The 20,285-nt window shown below is 73.8% G+C and carries 16 protein-coding genes; 9 read left to right on the forward strand and 7 right to left on the reverse strand.

Going from position 1 to position 20,285, the window contains the following annotated elements; all coding sequences use genetic code 11:
- The first annotated feature begins 338 nt into the window (after nt 1-338).
- The 5 genes from OUQ99_RS16040 (at nt 339) to OUQ99_RS16060 (ending at nt 4,646) form a co-directional block, all read left to right on the forward strand.
- On the forward strand, nt 339-875 hold the full coding sequence (locus OUQ99_RS16040) for an NUDIX hydrolase family protein (protein WP_267944558.1): 537 nt from the start codon (nt 339-341) through the stop codon (nt 873-875).
- Between the two features lie 142 nt (nt 876-1,017).
- Nucleotides 1,018-1,701 (forward strand): hypothetical protein, encoded by a 684-nt coding sequence (locus tag OUQ99_RS16045; protein WP_267944559.1) that lies wholly within the window; start codon nt 1,018-1,020, stop codon nt 1,699-1,701.
- Nucleotides 1,664-2,281, forward strand: coding sequence for a TetR/AcrR family transcriptional regulator (locus tag OUQ99_RS16050; RefSeq protein ID WP_267944560.1), 618 nt, complete (start codon nt 1,664-1,666; stop codon nt 2,279-2,281). Before OUQ99_RS16045 ends, OUQ99_RS16050 begins: the two co-directional genes overlap by 38 nt.
- 61 nt (nt 2,282-2,342) lie before the next feature.
- Nucleotides 2,343-2,999 (forward strand): nucleoside/nucleotide kinase family protein, encoded by a 657-nt coding sequence (locus tag OUQ99_RS16055; RefSeq protein WP_267944561.1) that lies wholly within the window; start codon nt 2,343-2,345, stop codon nt 2,997-2,999.
- A 309-nt stretch (nt 3,000-3,308) separates the two neighbouring features.
- Complete coding sequence (locus tag OUQ99_RS16060; protein WP_267944562.1) at nt 3,309-4,646, forward strand: MFS transporter; 1,338 nt, start codon at nt 3,309-3,311, stop codon at nt 4,644-4,646.
- A 61-nt stretch (nt 4,647-4,707) separates the two neighbouring features.
- Here OUQ99_RS16060 and OUQ99_RS16065 read toward each other — a convergent pair whose 3' ends face one another.
- On the reverse strand, nt 4,708-5,331 hold the full coding sequence (locus OUQ99_RS16065) for an HAD-IA family hydrolase (RefSeq protein WP_267944563.1): 624 nt from the start codon (nt 5,329-5,331) through the stop codon (nt 4,708-4,710).
- Between the two features lie 203 nt (nt 5,332-5,534).
- Between OUQ99_RS16065 and OUQ99_RS16070 the strand changes: the two genes are divergently transcribed.
- Nucleotides 5,535-8,783: an NACHT domain-containing protein gene (locus OUQ99_RS16070; RefSeq protein ID WP_267944564.1), complete on the forward strand. Its 3,249-nt coding sequence runs from the start codon at nt 5,535-5,537 to the stop codon at nt 8,781-8,783.
- A 71-nt stretch (nt 8,784-8,854) separates the two neighbouring features.
- Here the strand turns inward: OUQ99_RS16070 and fahA are convergent, their stop codons facing one another.
- The 5 genes from fahA to OUQ99_RS16095 all read right to left on the reverse strand — a co-directional run bounded on the left by fahA (nt 8,855) and on the right by OUQ99_RS16095 (nt 15,122).
- Nucleotides 8,855-10,069 carry a fumarylacetoacetase gene (fahA, locus tag OUQ99_RS16075; RefSeq protein ID WP_267944565.1) on the reverse strand — a complete coding sequence of 405 codons (1,215 nt, stop codon included), beginning with the start codon at nt 10,067-10,069 and terminating at the stop codon, nt 8,855-8,857.
- Nucleotides 10,070-10,147: 78 nt separating this feature from the next.
- Nucleotides 10,148-11,017: a hypothetical protein gene (locus tag OUQ99_RS16080; RefSeq protein ID WP_267944566.1), complete on the reverse strand. Its 870-nt coding sequence runs from the start codon at nt 11,015-11,017 to the stop codon at nt 10,148-10,150.
- Nucleotides 11,014-12,222, reverse strand: a complete 1,209-nt coding sequence (locus OUQ99_RS16085) for a homogentisate 1,2-dioxygenase (RefSeq protein ID WP_267944567.1) — start codon at nt 12,220-12,222, stop codon at nt 11,014-11,016. Before OUQ99_RS16085 ends, OUQ99_RS16080 begins: the two co-directional genes overlap by 4 nt.
- A 143-nt stretch (nt 12,223-12,365) precedes the next feature.
- Nucleotides 12,366-14,063: an FAD-dependent monooxygenase gene (locus tag OUQ99_RS16090; RefSeq protein ID WP_267944568.1), complete on the reverse strand. Its 1,698-nt coding sequence runs from the start codon at nt 14,061-14,063 to the stop codon at nt 12,366-12,368.
- 96 nt (nt 14,064-14,159) lie between these two features.
- A complete protein-coding gene (locus OUQ99_RS16095; protein WP_267944569.1) occupies nt 14,160-15,122 on the reverse strand; it encodes an MBL fold metallo-hydrolase in 963 nt (320 codons plus the stop codon).
- Between the two features lie 362 nt (nt 15,123-15,484).
- Between OUQ99_RS16095 and OUQ99_RS16100 the strand changes: the two genes are divergently transcribed.
- The 3 genes from OUQ99_RS16100 to OUQ99_RS16110 all read left to right on the forward strand — a co-directional run bounded on the left by OUQ99_RS16100 (nt 15,485) and on the right by OUQ99_RS16110 (nt 18,727).
- Complete coding sequence (locus tag OUQ99_RS16100) at nt 15,485-16,024, forward strand: MarR family winged helix-turn-helix transcriptional regulator (RefSeq protein WP_267944570.1); 540 nt, start codon at nt 15,485-15,487, stop codon at nt 16,022-16,024.
- A 114-nt stretch (nt 16,025-16,138) separates the two neighbouring features.
- Entirely contained in the window at nt 16,139-17,194 is a 1,056-nt protein-coding gene (locus tag OUQ99_RS16105) for an aminotransferase class V-fold PLP-dependent enzyme (protein ID WP_267944571.1), read from the forward strand.
- Between the two features lie 174 nt (nt 17,195-17,368).
- On the forward strand, nt 17,369-18,727 hold the full coding sequence (locus tag OUQ99_RS16110) for a flavin monoamine oxidase family protein (protein WP_267944572.1): 1,359 nt from the start codon (nt 17,369-17,371) through the stop codon (nt 18,725-18,727).
- Between the two features lie 140 nt (nt 18,728-18,867).
- Here the strand turns inward: OUQ99_RS16110 and OUQ99_RS16115 are convergent, their stop codons facing one another.
- Nucleotides 18,868-20,232, reverse strand: a complete 1,365-nt coding sequence (locus tag OUQ99_RS16115; RefSeq protein WP_267944573.1) for a TrkH family potassium uptake protein — start codon at nt 20,230-20,232, stop codon at nt 18,868-18,870.
- Nucleotides 20,233-20,285: the final 53 nt, after the last annotated feature.

Below are 20,285 nucleotides of genomic sequence, written 5' to 3' on the forward strand. Positions count from 1 at the left end.
CTACAGAGAACCCCTGGGAGGCTTTCCGTGAGAAAAACCCGCGAAATCTCGCTGATATGGCCACCCGGTCAGGTTGGTGTCACCCTGTCCGGGGATGCCGGGACACACGGCTGCGGGTCCGCGGCTCCGGACCCCTCCTCATCTCTCTCGGACACTCCCGAACCCCCGGCCGCGCCGTGCTTTACGGTCGTGAATGCGGTAGAAGCAGTACATGTGACACCCGCAGGTGTCCGCGCCTCCGGGCCGGACCCCCGGGCCGACCTCAGGGACAGCAAGACGAAGGGAGGGAGCGGTGACCGCGTCCGGCCGTCAGACCGGGGGCACCCACCGCGCACCCGATGACCGAAACCGCCGACACACAGCCCGGCTGGCTCGCCCCCGAGGAACTGGAGAGCGTCCGGGGCCGGATGCCCGTCCTCTACGTCCAGGCGGTACCCGTCCGGGTGGACGAGGCGGGGCAGGTGACCCACATCGGCCTGCTCCTGCGCGCCACCCCGGACGGCAGTTTCCAGCGCTCGGTGGTCTCGGGCCGCGTGCTCTACCACGAGCGGGTGCGCGACGCCCTGCTCCGTCACCTGGAGAAGGACCTGGGCCCGGTGGCCCTGCCGCGCATCCCCGGCTCCCCGCAGCCGTTCACGGTCGCCGAGTACTTCCCCACCCCGGGCGTCACCCCGTTCCACGACGCCCGCCAGCACGCGGTGGCGCTGGCCTACATCGTCCCCGTCTCGGGCGACTGCCAGCCCCGCCAGGACGCGCTGGACCTGGTGTGGTTCACCCCGGAGGAGGCGGCCAGCCCGCAGCTGCGCGAGGAGATGACGGGCGGCCAGGGGGTGCTGCTGCGCCAGGCGCTGGCCTACGTGGGCCACGCGCCCTGAGACCCGCCGCGCGGGCCGCGGCGGCCCCGCACGACCGTTGAGGGGTCGGCACCGGAACTTCTCCGGCGCCGACCCCTTTTCCCGCCCCTGTTCCGTCCCTTATTATGACTGACCAGTCAGTCATTTAAGGAGCGGCGCCACCGTGAACCACACCCGCCCACCGGCCTCCGGTCCCGCCGCCGCGCGCGGACCGCGCACGGGCCCGCCCGCACCGCGCACCGGTCCCCTCGCGCACACCCTGCGCGGACTCGCCACGGTCCTGGTCGGCCCCGACCCCTCCCCCGGCGAGACCGCGGCCACCCTGGTCTCCGCCGCGGCGGGCACCGCACTCGCCGTCGGGGCCTGTCTGGCCGCGGGCCTGCCGGCCGCGGCGACCGCGGTCACCGGGGTCGTCGCCCTCGACTTCTTCGGCGGCGCCGCGGCCACCTCGACGGCGGCGGCCAAACGGCGCTACCACGCGCCGGGCCGCACCCTCCGCCACCATCTGGGGTTCGTGGCCCTCCACGTCCAGCCCTTCGCCCTGGCCCTGTTCGTGCCCGGCTTCGACTGGTGGACCGCCACCGCCCTGTACCTGCTCGCCCTGGGGAGCGCGGCGGCCGTGGGCCTGGCCCCGCTCCCCCTGCGCCCGCCCGTCGCGTTCTGCGCCACGGCGACCGGCTCCGCCGCCGCCCTGCTGCTCCTGCCGGTGCCCGACCCCCTGTCCTGGCTGGCCCCGGTCATGCTCGTCAAACTCCTCCTGGGCCATATGCTCCCCGGAGCGGCACGGGGAGCGGCGGAGAGGGGAGCCCATGGCACCGAAGAGGGTCGACCGGGAGGCGAGGCGTGAGGAGATCCTCTCGGCCGCCGTACGCGTGTTCGCGCGCCGGGGGTTCGCCGCCACGAGGATCGAGGACGTCGCCGCCGAGGCCGGTATCGCCAAGGGCAGTGTCTACCTCTCCTTCGGCAGCCGCGACGAACTGCTGGCCGCCGCGTTCGCGCGGTTGGCCGAGCGCTCCGCGGACGTGCTGGCACACGCCTCCGCGCAGGGGGCCCCGGCGGTCGAACGGCTCGCCTCACTCGTGCGGGCGGCCGTGGCCGTGCTCGCCGACGAACCCGACCTCACGCGCGTGATGGTCGACCTGTGGGCGGCCGGCCGCCACGGCGGGGCCGCCGCCCCCCTCGACATGGCCTCGGTCTACCGCGAGTACCGGGGCGCGGTCGCCGACCTCCTCCGCCGCGCGGCCGACGAGGGCGACCTGCGCCCCGGTGTCGGCGAACCCGAGGCCACCGTGGTGGTCGGAGCGATCGAGGGCTGCCTCGTCCAGTGGCTGATGGACCCCGGCGTACGGCTGGACGGGCTCGCCGGCACCGTGGTCGAGGTCTGCCTGTCGGGCCTGCGCGCCGAGGGCGGACCGACCGGGCCGTGACCGCCCTCCGGCGGGCCCGGGGGGAGGACGCGGGGAGCCCCCGGCGCATAAGCTCGGACCCATGCCCGAACCGCTTGTCCCCGACGCCCTCGCCCTGGCCCGGGAGGCCGCCGGGAGCGGGGCCCGCAGGGCCGTGCTCGGCCTGACCGGCCCTCCCGCCGCGGGGAAGTCGACCCTCGCCCGCCACCTGGTGGCCGAGGTCTGCCGGGTGCTGGGGCCCGGGGCCGCCGGCTACCTGCCCATGGACGGCTTCCACCTGTCCAACGCCCAGCTCGACCGGCTGGGCAGGCTCGACCGCAAGGGCGCGCCGGACACCTTCGACGCGCACGGGTACGCGGCGCTCGTACGCCGCCTGCTGACCGAGGCGGACCACCCCGTCTACGTCCCCGACTACGACCGGACCCTGCACGAGCCGGTGGCGGCGCGGCACGTGATCGATCCGCACACGCGGCTGGTCGTGACCGAGGGCAACTACCTCGCGAGCGACGACGAGCCCTGGGCGGGGCTGCGGGGCCTGTTCGCCGGGCTCTGGTACGTGGAGGCCGACGACGGGCTGCGGGAGCGCAGGCTGCACCGGCGGCAGGTGTCGGGCGGGGCGAGCGAGGAGGCGGCCCGGGACTGGGTGGAGCGCAGCGACCGCCCCAACGGCGAGCTTGTCAAACGGTTCCGTGCGAACTGCACCCGGGTGGTGACGACGGGGACCGTGCCCCGGAGATGAGTCCGGCCCCTCCGCCCGGGACGTCCGCGGGAAGGGGCCGGGGCCGCGGGAGCGCCCCGACCCGGCACCGTGCCCCCGGCGCTCCCCGGCCCGCCGCGCGCGTCCCGGGGCCGCACCCGCCCCGCGTGACGGGTCTCACGCCCAGGGACGGGAACGCCTGGAACGAACGGCTTCCCCGCGTTCCGCCCGGGGGACACCAGACGGACACGAGCACCCCAGGCGTCCATATAGCGAGACAAATGTTTCACATAGTGTCCACCGGGGCTAGCATCCAGCCATCATCACAGCACTGACCTGGAAAGAAGTCCCATGACGGACGTCGCCCCACGCTCACCGGATGTGGCAGAGCCACCGACCAACCCCAGGCGCAAGGTCCTCACGGCCAGCCTCGTGGGCACGTCCATCGAGTTCTACGACTTCTACATCTACGCCACCGCCGCGGTCCTGGTCTTCCCGCTGCTGTTCTTCCCCGAGGGCGACATGCTGGCGGCGCGGCTCCAGTCGCTCGCCACCTTCGCGATCGCGTTCGTCGCCCGCCCCATCGGCTCCTGGGTGTTCGGGCACTTCGGCGACCGGATCGGCCGCAAGGCCACGCTGGTGGCCTCCCTGCTCACCATGGGCATCGCGACCGTCGGCATCGGCGTGCTGCCGACCTACGCGCAGGTGGGCGTCCTCGCCCCCGTCCTGCTGGCGGTCTGCCGGTTCGGCCAGGGCCTCGGCCTGGGCGGCGAATGGGGCGGCGCGGCGCTGCTGGCGACCGAGAACGCCCCCGCCGGGAAGCGCGGCTTCTACGGCACGTTCCCGCAGCTGGGCGCCCCGATCGGGTTCTTCCTCGCCAACGGCGTGTTCCTGGCCCTGACCCAGACCATGAGCGACGAGACGTTCCTGGCCTGGGGCTGGCGGGTGCCGTTCCTGCTCTCGACCCTGCTGATCGTCGTCGGCCTCTGGGTCCGGCTGACCCTGCACGAGACCCCCGCGTTCGCCAAGGTCGTCGCCTCCGGGGAGCGGGTCAAGACCCCCATGGTCGAGGTGTTCCGCACCAGCTGGCGCGCGGTCGTCCTGGGGACCCTGATCATGGTCGCGACCTACGTGCTGTTCTACCTGATGACCGTGTTCTCGCTGGGCTTCGGCACCGACCCCGTGGACGGCCTGGGCTACGAGCGCTCACAGTTCCTGGTCTTCCTGATGATCGGCGTGGTGTTCTTCGCCCTGTTCACCCCGGTCTCGGGCCTCCTCGCGGACCGGTTCGGCCGCAAGCCCACCCTGATCGCGGTCACCGTCGCGATCATCGCCTTCGGCGTCGCGATGGGGCCGATGATGGCCGGCGGGGGCACGGTCGGGGTCATGGCCTTCCTGATCATCGGCCTGTCCCTGATGGGCCTGACCTTCGGCCCCATGGCAGCGGTCCTGCCGGAGCTGTTCCCGACCAACGTCCGCTACACCGGCGCCTCGGTCGCGTACAACCTGGCGGGCCTGCTCGGGGCCTCGTTCGCCCCCTACATCGCGACCTGGCTCGCGGGCACCTTCGGTCTGGCTTGGGTCGGCGGCTACCTGGTGCTCGTCAGTGTGATCACCCTCGTGGCCCTGCTGATCAGCCGCGAGACCCGGGACGACGACCTGGACGCCATCCCCGCCCGGGCGCGGTAGGACCCCAGCCCCTCCGACGGGCCGGCCGGCCGGAGCCGGCCGGCCCGTCCTCGTACGGGCGCTACGCGGCCAGGACCTCCGCGAGCAGGTCGCGGGATGTGAAGACGTGGCCGCGCATGCCGACCCCCTCCGCCGCGCGGATGTTGTCCTCCCGGTCGTCCACGAAGAGGATGCGCTCCGCGTCCGCTCCCAGCGCGTCCCGGCACCAGAGGTAGGCACCCTCCTCGGGCTTGGCGTGGCCGATGCGGCAGGAGAGGCCACGGACCCGGAAGCGGTCGAACCAGGGATGCTCGGCCTCGTAGTGGGCGGCCAGCTCCTCCGGGATGTTGGAGAGCAGGGCGACGGTCCGCCCCGCGTCCGCCAGCTCCGCGACCAGCGAGACCATGGCGGCGTCGACGGCGCTCCAGCTGGCGATGTCGGCCTCCACCAGGTCCGCGACCCGGCGGTCGTCGAAGCGGGCGCCCAGGGCCCGGCCCATCCTGTCCCAGTAGCCGGGGCCGTCCACATCGCCCCGGTCGTAGTCGGGGCGCAGGTCCCAGTACGCCTTCCAGAAGGCGGGCGCCGGCGCGTCCGCGACTCTCACCAACCGGTCCCTGCCCTCCTCGGACTGGTGGCACGCGATGACGCCGAAGAGGTCGAAGAGCACGATGTCGGGGGTCTGCCCGGGATGTTCGGAATGCACCATGCCGCCAGTGAACCCGACGGAGCTGCGCCCGGGCAAAGCGCCCCCGGGGCCCGCCCGCGGTCACGGCGGGCGCAGCCTCCGCACGCCGCCGGGCACGGCCGCGGGACCGCACCTGGCCGCTTCCGGTCGCGTCTGCGCGCCCCCTGGACGGCCTCTTCGCCGTAGGCTCTGGCGCACCCACCCCCTTCCGCCCCGGGAGCCCCGTGTACGACGCAGCCCTCAAACTCGGTGCGGCCGTGGTCAAGGCCGCCTGCGGCCTCTGGCTCGGCAACCCCCTGGCGCAGAGCGCCGCCACGACCGTGGTCGACCTCGTCCAGGCCAAGGTCGCAGGCAAACGGGACCAGCGCAGGCTGGAGCGCCGGTTCGCCGAGATCGAGGAGAGCATCGCCGACCGCGTGGTCGGACAGCTCGAGCACGAGTTCCACGGGCTGGACGACAACGAACGCGAGGCGGCGGTGCTCGCCGTGGCCGACGCGTTCGAGCGCGCGGGGCTCACCGACCGCACCCTGTTCGAGCAGGACCTGGACCCGCTCCACCTGGAGCGGTACGTCCGGGAGCGCAGCCCCGGCGCCACCCGCGACCTGGGCGGCCCGGCCGTCGCCCTGTACGACCGGGTGCTCCCCGAAGCCTGCGCGTACGCCCTGGCCACCGCCTCCGCCCTGCCGCGCTTCCAGGCGGGGGCCTTCACCGAGCTGCTGCGCCGCGAGTCCCTGGTCCTCGAGCACCTGGAGGAGGTCCTGGACCGCCTTCCCGGGCGGGCCGAGGGGCGGACCGAGGACCCCGGGACGGCGTTCACCACCGCCTACCTGCGCAAGGCGGCACAGCGCTGGGACGTGCTCGAGCTGTTCGGCGCCGACGTCGGCACCCGCAGCTACCCGCTGTCCCTGGCGTACCTGAGCCTGCGCGTGTCACGGGAGCCGGGGCATCCACAGCCCGGTGACCGGTACGAGACGGGGGACAGCAGCGTCGAACAGGTCCTGGCCGCCCATCCGCGCACGTTCCTGCGCGGCCCGGCGGGATCGGGCAAGACCACGCTCCTGCGCTGGGTCGGGGTCAGGGCGAGCAGGGGCGACTTCCCGGAGGAGATGGCTTCCTGGAACGGGCTCGTGCCCTTCCTCGTGCCCCTGCGCGAGTACGTCGGGCGCGATCTGCCCGAGCCCGCGGAGTTCGTCCGCCACACGGGACGGCACCTCGCCGACCGGGTCCCCCCGGGATGGGTCACCGGTCTGCTGGCCGAGGGGCGGGCCGTGGTCCTGGTGGACGGGGTGGACGAGCTCCCGCGAGGGCAGCGGGAGTCCGCGCGGCGCTGGCTGCGGGACCTCCTGACGGACTTCCCGTCGTGCCGGTACGTGGTCACGGCACGGCCCGGGGCAGCCGGGGCGCGGTGGCTGGACACCGAGGGCTTCGCCGGCGCCGACCTCCAGCCGCTCGGGGACGGGGACGTACGGGCGTTCGTCCACCACTGGCACGAGGCGGTACGCAGCGGGACCGCCGACGCGGACGAGCGCGCACTGCTCACCCGCCACGAGCACGAACTCGGCCGGAAGGTCACGGGGCAGCGGCACCTTCGCGCCATCGCGTCCACCCCCTTGCTCTGCGCCCTCCTGTGCGCCCTGTACCGGGACAGGCGCACGGTGCTGCCCCGGGACCGGATGGAGGTGTACGAGGCCGCGCTCGCCATGCTCCTCAAGGACCGCGACCAGCAGCGCGGCATCGAGGGCGTGGACCTGTCCCGCCGGGAACTGGTCCTGCTGCTCCAGGAACTCGCCCGGTGGCTGGTCGTCAACGGCAGCTCCGACGCACCCGTCGAGACCGCGCGGCGCCAGGTGGCCCGGTCGCTCGCCTCGATGCACCGCGTCGAGCAGGCGCCGGAGGAGGTCTACACCCACCTGGTGGTGCGCAGCGGCCTGCTGCACACACCCACCGCCGACCGGGTGAGCTTCCTGCACCGCACGTTCGAGGAGTACCTGGCCGCCAAGGCGCTGGTGGAGGAGGACAGCTTCCCGCTGCTGGTGCGCAACGCCCACGACGACCAGTGGCACGAGGTGGTGGTGATGGCGGCCGGCCACGCCACCCCCGCCCAGCGGGAGGAGCTGATCCGGGGGCTCCTCGACCGCTCCGACCGGGTCCGCGCCCACCGGGACCGGCTGCTGATCGTGGCGTTCGCCTGCCTGGAGACGTCGCCGCAGCTGTCGAGGGTCCTGGGCGAGGAGATCCGGGAAAGGGTCAGGGGGATCCTGCCGCCGCGCACGCGCGCCCATGTGCACGCCCTGTCACTGGTCGGCGAGTTCGCCCTGCCCCTCCTCCGGGAGATCCCGCCCGCCAACGCCCGGCAGGCGGAGAAGGTGATCGAAGCTGCCTCGGCCATCGGCGGGCCGGATACCGTGCCGGTCATCGGGAGGGCGCTCGACTTCGGCTCGGAACGGGTCTTCGTCGCCGCGCTGAGGGCATGGTGGGAAAACCAGACCAAGGAGCTGGCGGACGTGTTCCTGTCACAGGCCGGAGCTCGTCGAGAGAACTACTACATTCCCGTCCCGGCGGACGATATCGATCTCCTCGTCCGCCATCTCCCCGAACGCGCCCGGGTCTGCATCCAGGGACGTACCGGGGACGGGATCGGCGGTATCGTCCGGCTCCCCCATACGACCAGCGTGGAACTGCGCGGTCGGGACCACCACGAATGGCACGGCATCGACCTCGCGCCACTCCGGGAACTCCCCGCGCTGAGAAGCCTCGGCATGGACGGCGTCACCTCCGCCCGGTCGGTCGCCCCCCTGGCCCGGACGCCCCTCGCAGGGCTCTCGCTCAGCCATCCCGACCGCACCCGCGACCTGGAGCTGCTGCGCGACTCCGAGTCATTGACCCATCTGGAGTTCGGGCTCGCCCTGCCCGCCCTTCCGCTCAGCGAGATCGGCCCGCCCGGTGTGACATCGTTCTCCTGCGCGAACATGAGGTTGGGCGATCTGTCCTACCTGGCCGGCGCGCCGGGGACGCTCACGAAGGTCGGTGTCAGGGACTGCTCCGGCTTCCAGAGCCTCGACGGTCTGGAGAGCCAGAAAGAGTCACTCACGCAGTTCGTCTACCGCGCACAGGAGAACGCGCAGGACCTGGATCTGAGCGATCTGGTCCGCTTCGAGAACCTCACGCACCTGCGCCTGGATGTGCGGACCGCGACGGAGAACCAGAGGTGGATCAGCAAGATCCCCCGCCTGAAGTTCCTCTCCCTGAACTTCCGCGACTCACCCGCTGTGGCTCCGTCCTGGGTCCGGGACATCCCCGGATTGCACACCCTGAGCCTCCCGTGCCCAGGCTCCCTGGACATTCGGCCCCTCGCCGGAGCGCGCGGCCTCACCGTCAGGGCCTTCTCCCGGACCCGGGTGATCGGAGCGGATCTCCTCGGGGAGGGGTCGTCCCTGCGATGGGGTTTTCCCGACTCGTCATCCCCCTGGTAGGGACGACAGGCACGGGGCGGCCCACGCGAACGGCCGCGCCGACCCCTGGTCGGCGCGGCCGCGGCTCCCGCCTACCTGGCGGGGAGGATCCGGCCTGCCACCTCGCCGAAGTGCACCACCGTCCCGCCCGGCCCCGGCGCGGTCGCGGTGATGACCACCTCGTCGCCGTCCTCCAGGAAGGCGCGCTCGGTGCCGTCGGGCAGGCGCAGCGGCTCCTTGCCGCTCCAGGTCAGCTCCAGGAGGGAGCCGCGCTGGTCCGGCTCCGGGCCGCTGACTGTTCCGGAGGCGAAGACGTCCCCGGTGCGCAGGGAGGCCCCGTTGACGGTCATGTGGGCGAGCTGCTGCGCGGCGGTCCAGTACATCTGGTCGAAGGGCGGGTTCGACACCACGTGACCGTTGAGCCGTACCTCCAGGCGCAGGTCCAGACCCCAGGGCCGTGTGCCCCGCAGGTAGGGCAGCGGCTCGGGGTCCTGGGCGGGCTGCTCGACCCGGGCTGCCTCCAGGGCGGCGACGGGCACGACCCAGGGGGAGACGGAGGTGGCGAACGACTTGCCCAGGAACGGGCCCAGCGGCACGTACTCCCAGGCCTGGAGGTCCCGGGAGGACCAGTCGTTGAGCAGGAAGACCCCGAACACGTGGTCGGCGAAGGAGTCCACCGGCACGCTCTCGCCCATCGGGCTGGGCGTGCCCACGACGAACCCGACCTCGGCCTCGATGTCCAGGCGCACGGACGGCCCGAACACCGGTGCCGGCTCGGTCGGCGGTTTGCGCTGGCCGGTGGGGCGCACGATGTCGGTGCCCGACACCACGATGGTCCCCGAGCGGCCGTGGTAGCCGATCGGGAGGTGCTTCCAGTTCGGGGTGAGGGGCTCCTGGTCGGGGCGGAAGATCCGGCCGACGTTGGTGGCGTGGTGCTCCGAGGCGTAGAAGTCCACGTAGTCGGCCACGGTGAACGGCAGGTGCAGGCGCACCGACGACCGGTCCACCAGGTGCGGGCGGACGGCGTCGGCGTGGACGGGGTCGGTCAGCCACGCGGTGAGGGCGGTCCGCACCTGGTCCCACACGGGGCGTCCGGCCGCCAGCAGGGCGTCCAGGCCGGGCCCGGCGACGGTGTCCGCGAACGGGGCGCCCAGTGCGCGGGCCGTGCCGCCGAGGTCCAGGACGTGTTCCCCGATGGCCACGCCCACGCGCCGCCCGGGGTCGGAGGCGGTGCTGAACACCCCGTAGGGCAGGGTGGCCGGGCCGAAGTGCGCGTCCGGGTCGAGGTCGAGCCAGCTGTCGGGCATGAGAGGTGCTTTCTGGGAGTGGGCGTTCGGTGGTCCGGGGTCCGGGGCGGTCCGGCCGGGGAGCCGCCCCGGAGCCGGTCAGTGGTGCAGGGCCCGCCGGGGACGGGGTGCGGGCAGGGCTCCGAGGACGACCAGGTCCTCCAGCGGCTCGGTGACGCTGCACGTGCCGAAGGACCGGAAGCGTCCCCGCACCTCCTCCGCCCCGCCGTCGGTGAGCCCGGCGGCGAGGCCGGCCACGGTCGTGCCGTCCCGTTCGGCCAGGATCCGGGCTGCGTCGCCGGAACCACCGCCGTCGAGGAGGGCGCCGGTCGCGAGGAGCACGTTGAGGAACCCGTGCTGCTCGAACCCCTCCCGGGTCGTGTGGCGGACCGCGTGGTGGAGCCCGGCGGTGCACTTGAACGGCAGGCCCAGTGCGACGGCCGCGTGCAGGAGCTCCGCGAGCTCGTCCTCGCCGGGGTGTGCCTCCGGGGTGAGTCCTCCGGTGCGGAACTTGGTGCTGTGGCCGCTGCCGGCCAGTGCCTCCAGGTCCTCGCGCACGCCTGCCCCGCGGGAGACCTCCACGAAGCCCTCGGCGCCCCCCGGCAGGTGGGAGTCCAGCGCCCCGGCCGCCTCCCGGGCGCCGCCGGGCGCCGCCGCGACCTCGACACCGGCCAGGCGCAGGGCCGGGTCGGCGAGGACCGCGTCGACGGCCGCCCCCACCGCGCCCGCGCCGCCGGGGACGGTGACGGCCACCGCCAGGGGGGCGCGGCCGTCGTCCTCCGGCTCCCTGCCCAGGACGGCGCGCAGCTCGGCCACGCGCGCGTCGGCGACCAGGAAGGGGCCCACGTACCCGGCCCGGGGGCCCGCCAGGTGGGCCCGGTGGGCGGGCAGTGCCTCGCCCATCGGCGCGTTGCCCGGCGGGAACAGGGCCGCGTCGTCGAACAGCTTCCGGTAGAGGGCGCCGCTCACGACCGGTCCCCCCTTCCCCCGGCCCAGGTCCACGCGTATCCGCCGTCGTCGCTCGCGACGCCGCCCTCCCCGAGGTCGAGCGGGCGGAAGGTGTCCACCATGACGGCGAGCTCGTCGAAGGACTCGGCGCCGATGCTGCGCTCGTAGGCGCCGGGCTGCGGCCCGTGGGAGTGGCCGCCGGGGTGCAGGGAGACGGAGCCCTGGCCGATACCGGAGCCCTTGCGGGCCTCGTAGTCGCCGCCGCAGTAGAACATGACCTCGTCGGAGTCCACGTTCGAGTGGTAGTAGGGCACCGGGATGGCGCCGGGGTGGTAGTCCACCTTGCGGGGGACGAAGTTGCAGATGACGAAGTTGTGGCCCTCGAACACCTGGTGGACGGGCGGCGGCTGGTGGACGCGGCCGGTGATGGGCTGGAAGTCGGCGATGTTGAAGGCGTACGGGTACAGGCAGCCGTCCCAGCCGACGACGTCGAACGGGTGCTGGGGGTAGGTGTACCGGGTGCCGGAGATCCCGCCGGGGCCGTTGCCCCGGTGCTTGATGAGTACGTCGACGTCCTCGCCCTCGGCCAGCAGCGGCTCGGAGGGGCCGCGCAGGTCGCGTTCGCAGTAGGGGGAGTGCTCCAGGAGCTGGCCGTACCTGGACAGGTAGCGCTTGGGCGGGGCGATGTGGCTGTTGGCCTCCACCACGTACGCGCGGAGCGGCTCCTCGCCGGTGGGCACCCAGCGGTGGGTGGTCGCGCGCGGCAGGATGACGTAGTCGCCCTGACCGACCTCCAGGAGGCCGAACACGGTCTCCACCCGGGCGCTGCCGGACTCCACGTACACGCACTCGTCGCCGATGCCGTTGCGGTACAGCTCGGAGGGGGCGCCCGCGACCACGTAGGAGATGCGCACGTCGTCGTTGCCCAGGACGAGGCGGCGCGACTCGACGACGTCGGCGGCCTTCCAGTCCTCGCCGGTGAACAGGTCGTGTAGGCGGAGGTGGCGCGGGACCATCGGCGCGTTGCGGGTGCGGGTCTGGGCGGGCACCTCCCATTCGGCCGCGGCGACGATGGCCGAGGGGATGGCGCGGTGGTAGAGGAGCGAGGAGTCGGAGGAGAACCCCTCCTCCCCCATCAGCTCCTCGTAGTACAGCCCGCCTTCGGGGTTGCGGTGCTGGGTGTGGCGGGTGCGGGGCACCTCGCCGATCCGTCGGTAGTGGGCCATGGCGGTTCTCTCCTCACCGTGGGCTGGTCCGGGCCGACCGTGGTCGTACCCGTGCTGGGCTGTCGTGGTTCGGGTTCCTGGTCCGGTGCGGACGGCGGCCCGGCCCGCCCGGGGGCGGGCACGGAACCGGGGCCGGCGGAGGGTCAGGCGGTCGGGGCCGACCGCTCGGGGCGGGCGGTCGCCGCGGGGGACGCGGGGGCCTCCGCCGCGGCGAGGCCGAGGCAGGTGCGGACGGCGGTGCGGACGGCGCCGTGGTCCGCTCCGTGGACGACGGCGGCGACATGGGCGTCGGGGCGCACCAGCCACACCTGTCCGGGTTCGGGCTCCAGCGCGGCGGCGAGCGCGCCCGTGGTGTCGATCCCGTCGAGGTAGAGGGCGGTGACGGGGGCCCGGGTCGCCTCCTGCGCGGCGCTGCGCGCGCCGTCCAGGAAGGAGGCCGGGTCGAGGCCGGCGGGGGCGGCGCCCAGGAGGAGGGTGAGCCCCTCGCGCAGCAGCGGCCGGATCCGCTCCGCCGCGCCGGGAACGGTGACCGGGGCGTCGGGAAGGATCACACCGGGGCACGGGGAGGGGGTCGCGCCCCTCGGCGGCCGTCCGCCGAAGGGGCGTTCGGGGCAGGGGGTGGTCAGGGACGACTCCGTGTACCAGAAGGGTTCGGCGAGGCGGCCGGAGTCGACCAGGGCCCGGGCGGAGTCGTCCGTGAGGGCCCGTTCGAGCACGCCGACGCGGGTGCTGTGCTCCTCGTCCCCGTGGGGGACGAGGAAGCGCATGGTCGCACCGGTGACCTCGGCGTTCTCCCGCGCCGCGGCGTGGCGTTCGGCGTGGTAGCTCTCCAGGAGGTCCTCCCCCGCCCATCCGGCGAGGACGTAGGCGAGCTTCCAGGCGGCGTTCTCGGCGTCCTGGACCCCGGAGTTGAGCCCGCGGGCGCCGAAGGGCGCGACCAGGTGGGCGTTGTCGCCGAGGAGCAGGACGCGTCCCTCGCGCATGCGCTCGACGACGCGGGTGTGGAACCGGTACACCGAGTGCCAGACGATCTCGTAGGGCGTGTCCCCGACGATCTGGCGGATGCGCGCGTCCAGGCGCCCGTCCGACTCCTCCGCCTCCAGGTCGAAGTCGGCCGGGACCTGCCAGTCGATGCGGTACACCGAGTCCGGGCAGGGATGGATGAGGACCTGTCGGCCCGGGTTCCATGCGGGGTCGAAGTAGAAGCGGCGTTCGCGCTCCCACCCGGGGAGGTCGGCGCGGATGTCGCAGATGAGGAAGCGGTCCTCGAAGGTGGTCCCGTCGAAGGACAGCCCGAGCGCGTCGCGGACCACGCCGCCGTGGGCGCCCAGGCAGGAGAGCGCGTGGGAGCCGCGCAGCAGGACGGGCCCCCCGGGGGTGTCGCACTCGACGGTGACGCCGCGCGCGTCCTGGGCGATGCCGGTGACCCGGTGGTTCCACCGGGTCCGCACCCCCGCCGCGGCCAGGCGCTCGTCCAGGACCTCCTCGGTGCGGGACTGGGAGATGTTGACGAACGGGGGCAGGGGCGAGGCCCCCGGGTCGGCGAGGTGGACGCTGAACAGCTCGTTCTCGCGGTAGAAGGTACGGGCCGTGTCCCAGGTGACACCCTCCTCCACGAGGCCGCCCGCGCCCAGCCAGTCCCAGACGTCGAGGACGTCGCGCTGCTGGCAGATGGCCTTGGAGCCCACGGCGTCCCGCTCGGGGCGTCCGTCCAGGAGCTGGACGGGGACGCCGCGCCGGGCGAGCAGCAGGGCGGCCGTCTGGCCGACCGGTCCCGCTCCGAGCACCAGGACGGGGTCGGCGCCGGGGTCGGCGGGGGTGCGTGGAGCGGGGGGTCGCATGTCGGGCTCCGTTCGGTCTGGGCGCCCGGCGGGGCGCGGAGTGGAGTGGATGGGAGGCGGTCGGCGCCGGACCCGTGCCGGACGGGTCAGGCCGGATCATCCCTGGAGCTGGGCCCACACCTCGCGGTCGCGCTCGGCCGTCCAGATGACGGGCCGCTCGATACCGCGGAACTCGTCCCACAGGCGCGAGACGTCGAAGGGCAGGCAGTGCTCGAAGATGGGCCAGTGGCCGTAGTCGCCCTCGAGCGCCGCGTGCGTGGCGGTGAAGGCCTCCTTGAGGGTGCCGCCGCGCTCGTGGACGGCCCCGACCTCGCGGATCATCACGTCGAGGAAGTTGCGGGTCTGCTCGATGGCGGCGTCGACCTCGTCGCGGCCCCTGCTGACGGCGCCGCGCCCGCCGACGAGCATCTCGGCGCCGAGCGCCTTGACCCGGTCCAGGGTCTGCCCGGCCCAGTCCTTGTGGAAGGCGTCGCCGGTGTAGAGGGCGGCCTGAGCCTCGACGAGGTCGCCGGCGAAGAGGATCTTCTGCCGGGGCAGCCAGGCGACGATGTCGCCCTCGGTGTGGCCCCGCCCGAAGTACTGCAGGACGAGTTCTCCGCGGTCGCCGCCCAGGTCGATGGTGGTGCGGTCGGCGAAGGTCTGCGTGGGCCAGGTGAGGCCGGGGACGGAGTCGGCGTCCTTGGCCAGGCGGGGCATGCGGCCGAACTCGCTGGCCCAGTCCTCCTCGCCCCGCTCGCGGATGAGTTCGTGGGTCTTCTCGTGGGTGAGGATGATCTCGGCGTCGAAGGCGCTGGCCCCGAGGACGCGCACCGCGTGGTAGTGGGAGAGCACCAGGTAGCGGACCGGCTTGTCGGTCTGCTCGCGCAGGACCTTCAGCCAGTCGCGTGCGGCGGCGGGGGTGGCGAGGGCCTCGAAGGCGACGACGAAGTCCTCGCCCTCGATGGCGCCGACGTTGGGGTCGCCCTCCGCGGTCAGCGCGTAGACCCCGTCGGCCAGGACCTCCAGTGTCTGCGGCTTGGCCTCGGTGTCGGCGGAGGAGGCGAACGGCTTGGCTGCCATGGTCTGAGGACCCTTCACTCGCTCAGGATGGCCGCGGCCACCCAATTGATCAAAGGTTTGATGATCATGACCCTAACGTGCTCCACGCCACAGGACCAAGAGACGCGGAGCCACCAGTGGAGTGATACAGGTCACACATCAAGGCTACCCGGGGAACCACTCCGACCAGCCCGTTCGCCTGTCCCACCCGCCCCACGACCACCGCGCACCCCGCCGAAGGAGCATCGCGGTCCCGGTCCCGCCCCGGGCTCCCGCCGGGGCGCCGGCGTGCCCGCGCGCCGCTCCGGCCCGCCGCGACACGGGGCCGGAGCGTGCGTTCCCCGGCCCGCGGACGCGCCGCACCAGGGGTTAGGCTGGGCGCCGTGACCCACGACACCGCCCCCCCAAGCGATCTCACCTTCTGGTCGTTCGTCGACTACGCGGTGCGGAAGGCCGAACAGGAACTGCCCTCCGTCAACGCCGACGCCATGCGCATGGTCCTGACCCTCAACCGGGCCACGAGCATGGTCGTCTACGACCTGGAGTCCTCCGTCCACCGCCCGCGCGGTCTCACCTGGCCGGGGTTCCGGGTGATCTTCGCGCTGTGGCTGGCCGGCCCCATGGAGGCCAAGACCACCGCCGAGATCTCCGGCATGAGCCGGGCGGCCCTGTCCGCGCTCCTCAACACCCTCGAACGCGACGGGCTGATCGTCCGCGAACGCGCCACCCACGACCGGCGCGCCCTCCAGCTCACCCTCACCGAGGCCGGGTACGGGGCGATCCTCGGCGGCTTCCGCGCGCACAACAGGCGCGAGACCGCCTGGGCCGCCGCCCTCGAACCCGAGGAGCGCACCGAGCTGGTCCGCCTGCTCAACAAGCTCATGGCCGGGTCCACCGAGGCCAAGGCCAAGTTCCGCAACTGACCCGCACGCCTGCGCCCCGGGCCGCCCGGAGCCGGCGGGCCCCGGCCGAGGCGGAGTCCGCTCCGACCCGGATTGGACCTTGAGCGCCGTCCCGCGAACGGCGAGCATCGGACCATGCACAACACCGGCCGCGACCGCCTCCGCTCCGCGCAGAGCCAGTTCTCCCCCGAGACGACCTACCTCAACACCGCCACCCACGGGCTGACCCCCCGCACGGCCCTCCTCGAACTGGAGCGGCACCTGCGCTCGGTGGGCGCCGGACGGTTCTCCCCCGCGGAGGCGGACCCCGGCATCGCCGCGGCCCGCGGCGCCTATGCCCGCCTCACGGGCGTTCCCGTCGAACGGGTGGCCATCGGCTCCCACGCCTCCCAGTTCGTCGGGACGATCGCCGCGAGCCTGCCGCCCGGTTCCGAGGTCCTGACCGCCGCCCGCGAGTTCAGCTCCGTCGTCCACCCCTTCCTCGCCCGGGAGCCGCACGGCGTCCGGGTGCGCGAGGTGCCCCTGGACCGGCTGGCCGACGAGGTCGGCCCGGGCACCGCCCTGGTCGCCGTCTCGGCGGTGCAGTCCTCCGACGGCGCCGTCGCCCCGGTGGAGGACCTCCTGGAGGCCTGCGCCCACCACGGGGCGCGGCTGATGCTGGACACCACCCAGGCGGGATGGCTGCCCCTCCCCCTGGAGCGGGTCGACTACACCGTGTGCAGCACCTACAAGTGGCTGCTGGGGCCGCGCGGATCGGCCTTCCTCACCGCGACCGCGGAGGCACTGGCCGGGCTCGGCCCCCTGGCCGCGAACTGGTACGCCGCCGCCGACCCGTGGAACTCCCTCTACGGAGGCCCCCTGGAGCTCGCCGACGGGGCGCGGCGCCTGGACCTGGCCCCCGTGTGGTTCTCGTGGGTCGGGTTGGCGCCCGCCCTGGAGCTGGTCGAGGAGGTCGGCCTCGAGACGGTCCGCGAACACGACGCCGGGCTCGGCGACCGGCTGCTCACGGCACTGGACCTCCCGCCGGCCGGGTCGGCGATCGTGTCCCTGGCCGTGTCCGAGGACCTGTCCCGGAAGGTCGCCGAGGCCGGGATCGCCGCGTCCACCCGCGCCGGACGGCTCAGGGTGTCCTTCCACCTGTACAACACCGAGGAGGAGGTGGACCGGCTCGTCAAGGTCCTGACCTCCTGAGACCCCGGGCTCCCGCTCCCCCGGCGCCGGTCCCGCGCGTCCGCCCTCCCCGCGCCGCACGGGGCCGGCCGCGTACGGCGCCGGCGGCCCGCTCGGGGCCGCCGCCCGGCACTCCACCGCACCTGGGACCGTTGAGCCATCACAGGGAAGCGGAAGACGAGGAGAGAGTGGGCCGTGGAGCACAGCGATGTCGTCATCGTGGGAGCCGGGCTGTCGGGACTGGCCGCGGCGTGGCGGCTGAGGGCGGGCGGCGTCCGCTCGGTGGTGGTCCTGGAGGGCCGGGCCGCGCCGGGAGGGCGCGCGGCCGCGGTGTCCCCGCCGCCGGACGGCCTGCCTCCGGCGAGCATGTACGCGCGGCGGTCGGACCGGGACCTGCTGGAGCTGGCGGCGGCCCTGGACGTCCCGGTCGACGAGCTGCCCGACAACCCCGGGCTGAGCGACCTGCGCATCGACGAGGACGGCGGGACCGAGGCCAGCGACGAGCACATGCCCCTGGGCGCCTCCTGGTGGACCCTGCTCCGCAACGAGTGGATCCTGGGGCGCGTCGCCCGGCTCGCCGAGGGGGTCGACTTCGCCGAGCCCTGGCGCTCGGCCGACGCCGAGCACCTGGACGCCCTGACCGTCCGCGGGTGGCTGCGCTCGCACACCTCCGACCCGGACCTGCTCGAACTGGTCGAGGAGCAGCTGACCCTGGCCGCGGCCCTGCCCGCCGACCGCATGAGCATGCTGTGGCTGCTCGCCCACCTGGGGCCGGAGCCGGACAGGGGCGAACGGCCCCTGCGCCTGGACGCCGACCTCCTGGTGCGCAGGCTGGCCGCGCGGGCGGGCGACGCCGTCCGGCCCGGCCACCACGTCTCCCGCATCGAGCACGGCGACGGGAGGGTGCGGCTCTCGGGCGACTGGGGGTCGCTGTCGGCCGACCGCGTGCTCGTCGCGTGCCCGCCCTCCGACGCCGGCCGCCTGGAGGTGGCGCCCCCGCTCCCGGCGAGCCGCCGCCGGCTCCAGAGGCAGTGGCCGCAGGCAGAGGTCATCCGCACCGAGATCGTCTACTGGCGACCCTTCTGGCGCGGGTTCGGCCTGTCCGGGGAGATGCACTTCGACGACGGCGTCCCCGCGTGGACCGTCGACGACAGCCCGCCCGGGGCCTCCCAGGGACGCCTGGTGGCCCACACCTACACGTTCGGCGAGGCCGATCCCCTGGGCGCCGACCAGAGCGTCGCCGACGACCCAAAACGCCACCGGGCCCTGCTGCTGGAGAACCTGAGCGGTGTGCTCGGCCCCTTGGCGGCGAATCCGGTCTCCCTCCGCCAGCCCCTGCCGGACGCCGACCCCTACAGCCGCGCCTACCAGTCCCCGATGCCTCCGGGGTTCCTGACCGAGTTCGGCCCCCTCCTGCGCGCTCCGGTGGGGCCGCTCCACTGGGCCGCGACGGAGACCGCGGTGTTCCCGTGCAACGGGACCCTCGACGGCGCCGTCAGGAGCGGGTACCGCGCGGCCGACGAGGTCCTGGACCCGACAGCCCGCGGAGCCTGAGGGTCCGAGCGCGGGGAGGGGCCGCCGCTTCGGCCGGGGCGGGGGCCGCCGTGCCGCCCCTGCTCCGCCGCGGCGGCCCCGCTCCTCCCTGACGGGCCCGGAGCCACCGCGGCGCCCGACCGTGGGGGCGCGGAGGTCCCTCAGCCCACGATGGGGCGCTCCTCGGGCAGCTCGTAGGCGCGCGCCCGGCGCCGCAGCGCCAGGGCCGACGCCAGGGCGATCGGGCCGATCCTGCCGACGAACATCAGGAAGACGAGCACCATCTGCCCCGGGACCGGGAGGTCCGCGGTGATGCCGGTCGACAGGCCGACCGTGGCGAAGGCCGACGTCGTCTCGAACAGGATCTCGTCCAGGGTGAAGGTGGTCATCGTCATCAGCGCGAGCGTGCCGGCGAGGACCAGGGACAGGGACAGCAGCACCACGGTGACCGCCTGGGAGGCGACGCCCTCGCCCAGGCGGCGGTGGCCGACGTGGACGGTGGGCTCTCCGCGCACGTTGGCCAGGACCACGAACAGCAGGACCGCGAACGTCGTCACCTTGATGCCGCCGGCGGTGCCCGCGCTGCCGCCGCCGACGAACATCAGGAGGTCGGTGACCAGCAGCGTCTGGGTGTTCATGGCACCGAAGTCCAGGCTGTTGAAGCCGGCCGTGCGCGGCATGACCGCCTGGAAGAACCCGGTGAGGAGCTTGCCGCGCAGGTCCAGCCCGCCCATCGTGGCCGGGTTGTCCCACTCCAGGGCCAGGAAGGCCGCGAAGCCGACCGCCAGCAGGCACCCCGTGACGGACAGGGTGATCCTGGCGTGGATCGTCCAGGTGTGCCGCTCACCCCTGCGTCGCGCGAACCGCCACAGTTCCACCCACACCGGGAACCCCAGACCGCCCGCGACGACCCCCACGGCGACGGGCACCGTGATCCACGGGTCGGTGGCGTACCCCATGAGGCTGTCGGCGAAGGGCGAGAAGCCGGCGTTGTTGAAGGACGAGACCGCGTGGAAGAGGCCCAGGTAGGCCGCGGAGCCGAGGGGGAGGTCGTACCCGATCCACCAGCGCAGCGTGAGGACCGCCATGACGGCCGTCTCGAAGACGAGGGTCACCGTGAGGATGCCGACGGCGATCCGGCGCACCTCCCCCAGGGTGAGGGTCTTGGTCTCCGAGCCGGTGCGCACGGCCATGCGCAGGCCCAGGTGGCGGCCCACCACGAGGGTGAGCACGGTCGCCAGGGCCATGATGCCGAAGCCGCCCACCTGGATGAGCGCCAGGATCACGCCCTCGCCCAGGAAGGACCAGTGGCCCCCCGTGTCGACCACCGCGAGGCCGGTCACGCTGGCCGCGGAGGTGGAGGTGAACAGGGCGGCGGCGAACGGCGTCCGTTCCCCGCTCTCGGTGGCGGCGGGGAGCGCCAGCAGACCCGCCCCGCAGAGCACGAGGAGCGCGAACGTCAGCACGGTGAGCTGCGGCGGGCTGATCCGCTGCGAGAGGTCCCGCAGCCGTCGTCCGGCGCGCACCCCGGTCCGGCCCCGACGCCGCGGCGGTCCAGGTCTTCGCCCGGGGCCCGGGT

This window comes from Streptomonospora nanhaiensis, assembly GCF_026642255.1.
Taxonomy (GTDB): Bacteria; Actinomycetota; Actinomycetes; order Streptosporangiales; family Streptosporangiaceae; genus Nocardiopsis; species Nocardiopsis tropica.